Below are 7,860 nucleotides of genomic sequence, written 5' to 3'. Positions count from 1 at the left end.
TTAGAATAACGGTCTCGTGGGCTCGGAGATGTGTATAAGAGACAGTAATAATACATTGTGAGGAAGTGAGTTTATGAAAGACATTATCAATAAAATAATTGAGATTGATAAAAAAGCACAGGATTTGGATGAATCATTCAAAAACAATGTTGTGTCAGAACAAAAAAAACAAAAAGAAGCTTTGAGAAATCTCGAAGACAAATATCAATCAGAATCTGTAACTAAACTTAATTCTGTCCATGACGATATTATAAACAGCCAAAACAATAATATCGAAAATCAAAAGAGGAGTATTGGAGAAAAGAAAAATCAATTGAAGAAAATTTTCGAAGAAAATGAAGATAAATTGGTGGACAAATTCTTCAATATTATTACGGAGTAATTATGGGTTCTGCAAGAGTATATAGTGCACTTAATACAAAAATTTCTAAGATTAGCTCAAAGCTTTTGAGCGGTGATGATTTTAAGAAGTTGTTGGAGGCTGATACTAATAAGGCTCAATATGATTATCTTTTGAAACTTGGAAAAATCGAAGGTGAATACTCAAACGAGGGCGTGAGTCAGTTCGAAAATAGTCTTAACGATAAGATGATTCAAACTGAAGAAAAGTTGAGGTATTACTTGAATGGCAGATACAAGGAATTTTACAATTCTTTGCTTGAATATTATGTCATTGAAGATATTAAAACATTGGCGCGTGTCATCGTCAGAAGGGAATACACCGATAGGTTGAATGATAATTTAATAGTTCTAAAAGATACAAAATTTTCTCGAATTTCTTCGTCGACTACTATTTCTGATTTTGTGGAAATGCTAGATGAACCGTACAAGTCCATCGTAGACAGGTACAAGGAAGAAAATCGTCACAGGATTTTGTTTTTTATTGAAATGAACTTGGATAGAAATTATTATTCAAACATCATCAAGATGAGCCAAAATTTATCTAAGGAAGATTGTAAAATTGTCCAAGATTATTATGGTGAGAAGATTGATTTGTTGAATTTGGAATGGATTTATAGGGCTAATAAGTATTATGAAATCAACAGCGAGATAATCTTCAACTTCACTATTTTAGGTGGTAAATTGTTCAACTTAGACGATTTGAAGGAGATTTCCTATATGGATTTTGACGATTTGGTGAAATTTATTTCCGAGAGCAAGTATTCTTTCTTGGTTAATACAGAGAATGATATTGACTTGTATATGGATAGAAGAATTTACAGATATCTTTATTTCAAAGCGTTGGATTTGCTTCATACTAATAAGTACAACATTTCAAAGCTTATTAGCGTAGGAGAACTACTCGAGTTTGAAAAGTTTGATATCGAAAAGTGTGTTGAATCTAAAAGATTTGATTTGGATTATGAAAAAGCCAAATCATACTTGATTAGAAGAGTGTAAGGAAGTGGTAAATTGAGAGCAGAAAAAATGTACATGATGAATGTAGTTGGAAATCTGAAGTATCTTGAATCCACTATAAAAGATTTGTTGGATATAGGAAAAGTCGAACTTACAGATAGTTTGAGTTTGATAGAAAGCAATTCTTTTATTGTAAATATCAATAATGAAAATATTGAAAAATCTGTTGAATTTAACAATGTTACAAGTTTCAAAAACAGAGATGTCAAGGATTTGAGCTCTATTTGCGATAATTTGAAAGATATTTTCAAAATTGATTTGAAAGACGAGAGATTGAAGAGAGAGTACACAGAAGATGAAATCAAAATTTTCTACGATTCTATTAAGGCTAAGGTTGACAAGATTTACAAATATGAAGATAAAATAGCTGATAATAAAAAAGAGTTGGAAAATTTGTACTTGATAGAGGACTTGGATGTTTCTATAGAAAGCTTGTGCGATTTGAAGTATTTCGATTATCGTTTTGGCTATTTGAGTAAGGAAAATAGACTGAAATTGAAGAGAAATTATGACAATATCATGGCAAGCGTGCTTCATTTGGCAAGCAAAAACAAAAAAGAAGTTTATGTAGCTATTTATCCAAAAGAAGTTTCGATTGAAATCGACAGAATTTTGAGGTCATTGAATTGGACCGATATTGATATTAATGAAAATAGAAAACAAGTTCCAAAAGATATAATTTCAGATATAGAGTTGGAAAATGAAGAGTTGGGTGGAAAAATCACTGAACTAAACAAGGATTTGAATGAAATTTACAGAAATAACAAGAGCAAGATTATCGATATGGTTATTTCGGCTAATTTGTTGATTCAGTTGGAAGATGTCAAATCACTTCTCGCCAGAAGTGAAAATTACTTCTACTTGTCAGGATGGGTTCCAGAATCTGCTAAGAGCATTGTCCAAGAAAAACTATCGGTTTATGACGATATGTTCATTAATTTCTTGGATGCTGATGACAGCGGATTGACGCCTCCCACCAAACTCAAAAATAATAAATTTTTTAAGCCGTTTGAGCTTTTAGTAAATATGTATGGCACGCCAAACTACAAAGAAATTGACCCGACAGTGTTTTTTGGATTGACTTATATGTTGTTGTTCGGGGCTATGTTCGGGGATTTGGGACAAGGAGCTGTGATGTTTGTCGCAGGTGTCTTGTTAGCAAAAGTCAAAGATAAGATGATGGGTGGACTCCTAGAAAGAATCGGAGCAAGTTCCATGGTTTTTGGCGTTCTGTACGGTTCTTTCTTTGGACTAGAAGGAGTTATTCCAGCGTTGTTTTTAAAACCATTTGAGAACATCAACACTGTTTTAATTGTGGCGATAATACTTGGAGTTGTGCTTTTATTGATGGCATATATTTTTGGATTGTTAAATAATTATATATTCAAAAATGTTGAGGAAGGACTTTTTGGTCAAGAAGGCTTGGCAGGATTTTTGTTGTTCTTGTTGTTCTTGTTCTTGGCAGCTACAATTGTTTTAAAATTGAAGTTTGTTTCAGTTGGAATAATCGCAGCATGTATGTTAACTGTAATTTTTGTGATGATTTTCAAATTGCCATTGACACAAATAATGTACAAGAGAAGACCTCTTCACAACGGCTTGGATGTTACCGGATACTATGTTGAAGGTTCATTTTCAATAATCGAAACATTGATATCTATGTTTTCTTCGACAGTTTCGTTCATCAGAGTGGGTGCATTTGCGATAAATCACGTTGGTTTGTTCTTGGCATTCACATCAATTGGCAAGATGATAGGAACAAATGCAGGAAATATTACAATGATAGTAGTGGGAAACATTGTTATTTTGGGTCTTGAAGGTTTGATTGTATTCATCCAATCATTGAGACTTGAATATTACGAATTGTTTAGTAAATATTTTAAAGGCGATGGAATTTTATTCCAACCTACAGTAAAAAGAATTTAATAAAATTTAAAGGAGAATTATATGAATATTATTTTAATTTCAACAGCATTAATAGTTTTATTGACAATAGGTTCAGGAGTTTATTTGTTATACAACAACACTGACTCATCAAAAACAAAATTGAAAAAAGCATTGGGAACAAATCTTTTTGCAATCATTCCTTGTCTTGTAATGGCGATTGTATTTTTGATGCCAAATTCTTCATTTGCACAATCTGCCACAGCTCAATCTAATGGTCTTGGATTATTGGCAGCAGCTTTGTCAACAGGTCTTGCAACAATCGGTACTGGATATGCAGTAGGTGTTGTAGGCTCATCGGCATTGGGAGCTGTTAGCGAAGACCCATCTTTGTTAGGTAAATCATTAATCTATGTTGGATTGGCAGAAGGTATTGCAATTTACGGATTGGTTATTTCAATTCTTATTTTGCAACAATTATAATTATGAAATCCGTAATTATAAGTGCGGATAATGTTACAAATCTTGGAATGCGTCTAGCTGGAATCACAGGAATAGTTGCAAAGAGCGAAGTGGAAATGAAAAGAGCGTTCAAGGCTGCAATTGTCGATGATACGCTTGGAGTTGTAATTATCACTGAGAAAGTTTTTAACACTATAAAAGACGATGTGACAAGACACAAAGACAAGGCTAAGAGGCCTCTCGTTGTAACAATACCCGGAAGAAATGGACTTGAAGACAAAGATTTCTTGATGAAATACATCAAGGCATCTATAGGAATTAAGGTAGATTAGAGGTAGAAATGATTTTATTAGAAAAGAAATTAGATATTTTCAACAAAATTATATATGTAAACAAGAAAAAAGATTATGAAAAGAAGCTTCTCAGTATTAAAAACTCTAATCAAAACGAGCTTAATGACTACGAACAAAAATTAATCGAAGAGTACAATATCAACTTAAAAAAGAGAACTAGAAGAGCTGAACAAAAATCAATTGAAAAATTGAGAACTGCCGAACAAGAAAGCAGAAGAGAGCTTCTAGTGTTAAAAGAAAGTATATTACAAAAATTGATTGGAAATGTTACGAAAAAAATAATTGATTTTGTAAAAACTGATGAATACAAGAAAAAATTGATTGAAGATATAGAAGATAATTTGAAAAACTTGGATTATAAAGTTGTTTTATTAGTGTTGCAAAATGATTATGATTATGTGACTAAGAATTTGAGTTCAGATAAAATTGAAGAAATCAAATCCATTCCAAATAATTACTTGGGAGGATTTATGATTCAAGATGTAGACAATACAGTGAATTTTGATTACAGTTATTTGTCAAAAATGCAAGACAAAAAGCATGAAATGGGAGAAGAAATTCATAATTTGATGACAGAAGGTGATATCAATGAGTAATGGTAAGATTTTTTCTATTAATGGTCCTGTTATAAAAGGAAAAAATATGACTGATTTTACAGCCAAGGAAATGGTGTTGATTGGTGAAAAGAAATTAATCGGAGAAGTTATAAGCCTTGAAGATGATATCGCTGTAATACAAGTTTATGAAGAAACTGAAGGTTTAAAAAAAGACGACGAAATTTATCACACATACAAGCCACTTTCGTTGAAGTTGGGACCAGGCTTGTTGAAAAATATGTTCGATGGTATTGAAAGGCCATTGAAAGAAATTAGAGATAAATTCCACACATTTATACCGGAAGGAATAGGACTTATTTCGATTGACGAAGAAAAATTGTGGGATGTCACTATAAAAGTTAAAAATGGTGACAAAGTTACTCAAGGACAAATCATCGCAGAAGTTCCAGAAACTGAAGCTATTGTTCACAAAATTATGATACCAGTCGGTGTCAATGGTACGGTCAAAAACGTGCTAGAGGATGGCAAGTACAATATCGAAACAACAATTATGCAGGTTGAAGATGATTTTGGAAATACAACTGACATAAAATTGTACCAAGATTGGCCGATAAGAATCCCAAGACCATCAAAAGAAAGATTAGATGTCGATAGATTATTGGAAACTGGTCAAAGAATTTTGGACGTGTTCTTCCCACTTGCAAAAGGTGGTACAGTAGCAATCCCTGGAGGATTTGGTACGGGAAAAACAATGACTCAACACCAATTGGCAAAATACGCCGACGCAGATATCATTATCTACATTGGTTGTGGCGAACGTGGTAACGAAATGACAGAAGTATTGGAAGATTTTCCTAAACTCATCGACCCAAACAACGGCAAGCCTCTTATGGAAAGAACAGTTTTGATTGCAAATACTTCCAATATGCCAGTAGCTGCCAGAGAAGCAAGTATCTACACTGGAATTACAATGGCAGAATATTTCAGAGATATGGGATACGACGTCGCAATAATGGCAGACTCCACCTCTCGTTGGGCAGAAGCTCTTCGTGAAATTTCAGGAAGACTTGAAGAAATGCCTGCAGAAGAAGGCTATCCAGCATATCTTCCATCGAGAATTGCACAATTCTATGAAAGAGCTGGAATCGTCAAGACGTTGAATGACAACGAAGGTTCAGTAACAATCATCGGAGCGGTTTCTCCGGCCGGTGGAGATTTCAGTGAGCCAGTTACAGAAAACACTAAGAGATTTGTAAATGTGTTCTTAGGATTGGATAAGGACTTGGCATACTCAAGACACTATCCTGCAATTAATTGGATGAGCAGTTATTCTTCTTATGTTGAAAAATTGAGAGATTATTACGAGTCCAAACTCGGAGAAGATGTTGTGGATTTGAGAAATCAAATGCTCAAATTGTTATACGAAGAAGATAAATTAAAAGAAATAGTAATGCTAGTCGGTGAGGATGTCCTTCCAGACGACCAAAGACTTATTTTGGATATTGCAAATGTTATGAAGCTAGGATATTTGCAACAAAATGCGTTCAGCAAGGTCGACACTTATGTACCGCTTAAAAAACAATTTGAAATGTTAAAAACTATAAAATTATTGTATGATGAAGGATACAAAGCAATCAAAGAACAAATTCCAATTTCACAAGTAAAAAATGCAGATTTGTATTCAAAAGTTATCGCCATGAAGAACACAATTTCTAATGATGACTTGAGTGGAATCAAAGATTTGAACGATGAAATCAAAGAATTTTACAGCGATTTGATTAGCAAGTACGAAAAGTAGGTGATTTTATGATAAAAGAATACATTAAACTAAAAAAAGTTGAAAGTTCAATTATAGAAGTTGAAAATGTAAATGAAGCATCTTTTGGTGAAGTTGTCGAAGTAAAATCATCTGCATCGGACAAATCAATGGTCGGTAAAGTCGTAAATATCAACGACGATACTGTCACTATTCAAGTATTTGGTGACAGTACAGGAATGAGCACACAAAACACAAAAGTTAGATTTACTCAAAGACCATTTGAGATAGCTTTGTCAGAAGATATTTTGGGAAGAAAATTCAACGGAATTGGTCAACCAATAGATAATGGCGGAGATATTTACGGTGCGAAGTATTACAACGTAAATGGTCGTGCCATAAATCCTGTTTCCAGAGTTTATCCGAGGGATTTTATCCAAACAGGCATTAGTTCAATAGATTGTTTGATGACTTTGATTAGAGGACAAAAGCTTCCAGTATTTTCTGGTTCCGGAATGAGTCACAATAGATTGGCTGCACAAATCGTTCGTCAAGCCAAAATCAAAGGGGCGAATAAAGATAACTTCGCTATTGTATTCGGAGCTATTGGTGTAAAACACGACGAAGCGAGATTTTTTGAAGATACTTTCAGACAATCTGGTGTATTGAATAATGTGTGTATGTTTGTAAATTACGCTGACGATTCAATAATGGAAAGAATTATTACTCCAAGAGCGGCACTAACTGCAGCAGAATACTTGGCTTTCGAAAAAAATTATCACGTTTTGGTTATTATTACTGATTTGACAAGTTATGCAGAAGCTCTTCGAGAAGTTTCATCAAAAAGAGAAGAAGTTCCTTCCAGAAAGGGCTATCCAGGATATTTGTATTCTGATTTGGCATCATTGTACGAAAGAGCCGGTATGATAAAAGATGCAGAAGGTTCTGTAACTTTAATTCCGATTTTGACAATGCCAAACGACGATATCACACATCCTATTCCAGACTTAACAGGATATATCACCGAAGGACAAATTGTTTTGGAAAGAAGTTTGATGCAAAAAGACATCTATCCACCGATCAATGTTCTTCCATCTTTGTCAAGACTTATGAAAGATGGTATTGGTGAAGGATACACAAGGGAAGACCATCCGGATGTAAGTAGCCAATTATTTTCAAGTTATTCTCACGTTCAAGAGGTTAGAGATTTGGCACAAATTATCGGAGCAGATGATTTGAGCGAGTCTGACCAAAAATATTTAAAATTCGGAGATGAATTTGAAAAGAGATTTGTAAAACAAGATTATTATGAAAACAGAGAAATCGAAGAAACACTAGATCTTGCGTGGGATTTATTGAAGATATTACCAGAAAACGAATTGGACAGATTATCACCAGAAATGATAAAACAACATATGAACAGGTGATA

At 33.7% G+C, this 7,860-nt stretch carries 8 protein-coding genes; all 8 read left to right on the top strand.

Annotation, left to right across the window (positions count from 1 at the left end; genetic code table 11):
- The first annotated feature begins 73 nt into the window (after nucleotides 1-73).
- The 8 genes from Q0X02_RS01465 to Q0X02_RS01430 are packed head-to-tail and all read left to right on the top strand — an operon-like array spanning nucleotide 74 to nucleotide 7,858.
- Nucleotides 74-382 (top strand): hypothetical protein, encoded by a 309-nt coding sequence (locus Q0X02_RS01465; RefSeq protein WP_297810482.1) that lies wholly within the window; start codon nucleotides 74-76, stop codon nucleotides 380-382.
- Nucleotides 383-384: 2 nt separating this feature from the next.
- The gene (locus Q0X02_RS01460) at nucleotides 385-1,401 is read left to right on the top strand and encodes a V-type ATPase subunit (RefSeq protein WP_297810479.1); all 1,017 of its coding nucleotides are present in this window, start codon (nucleotides 385-387) and stop codon (nucleotides 1,399-1,401) included.
- A gap of 12 nt (nucleotides 1,402-1,413) precedes the next feature.
- Nucleotides 1,414-3,345 carry a V-type ATP synthase subunit I gene (locus Q0X02_RS01455; RefSeq protein ID WP_297810476.1) on the top strand — a complete coding sequence of 644 codons (1,932 nt, stop codon included), beginning with the start codon at nucleotides 1,414-1,416 and terminating at the stop codon, nucleotides 3,343-3,345.
- Between the two features lie 21 nt (nucleotides 3,346-3,366).
- The gene (locus Q0X02_RS01450; protein WP_297810473.1) at nucleotides 3,367-3,786 is read left to right on the top strand and encodes an ATP synthase subunit C; all 420 of its coding nucleotides are present in this window, start codon (nucleotides 3,367-3,369) and stop codon (nucleotides 3,784-3,786) included.
- Nucleotides 3,787-3,788: 2 nt separating this feature from the next.
- The gene (locus Q0X02_RS01445; protein WP_297810470.1) at nucleotides 3,789-4,097 is read left to right on the top strand and encodes a V-type ATP synthase subunit F; all 309 of its coding nucleotides are present in this window, start codon (nucleotides 3,789-3,791) and stop codon (nucleotides 4,095-4,097) included.
- 8 nt (nucleotides 4,098-4,105) lie between these two features.
- Nucleotides 4,106-4,714, top strand: a complete 609-nt coding sequence (locus Q0X02_RS01440) for a V-type ATP synthase subunit E (RefSeq protein ID WP_297810466.1) — start codon at nucleotides 4,106-4,108, stop codon at nucleotides 4,712-4,714.
- On the top strand, nucleotides 4,707-6,473 hold the full coding sequence (locus Q0X02_RS01435) for a V-type ATP synthase subunit A (RefSeq protein WP_297810463.1): 1,767 nt from the start codon (nucleotides 4,707-4,709) through the stop codon (nucleotides 6,471-6,473). Before Q0X02_RS01440 ends, Q0X02_RS01435 begins: the two co-directional genes overlap by 8 nt.
- 8 nt (nucleotides 6,474-6,481) lie before the next feature.
- Complete coding sequence (locus Q0X02_RS01430) at nucleotides 6,482-7,858, top strand: V-type ATP synthase subunit B (protein ID WP_297810460.1); 1,377 nt, start codon at nucleotides 6,482-6,484, stop codon at nucleotides 7,856-7,858.
- The last annotated feature ends 2 nt before the right edge of the window (nucleotides 7,859-7,860 follow it).

Source organism: uncultured Finegoldia sp. (assembly GCF_947252345.1).
GTDB lineage: Bacteria > Bacillota > Clostridia > Tissierellales > Peptoniphilaceae > Finegoldia.
Note: the sequence above shows the minus strand (reverse complement) of the source record. Positions and strands in the feature narration are given on the sequence as shown.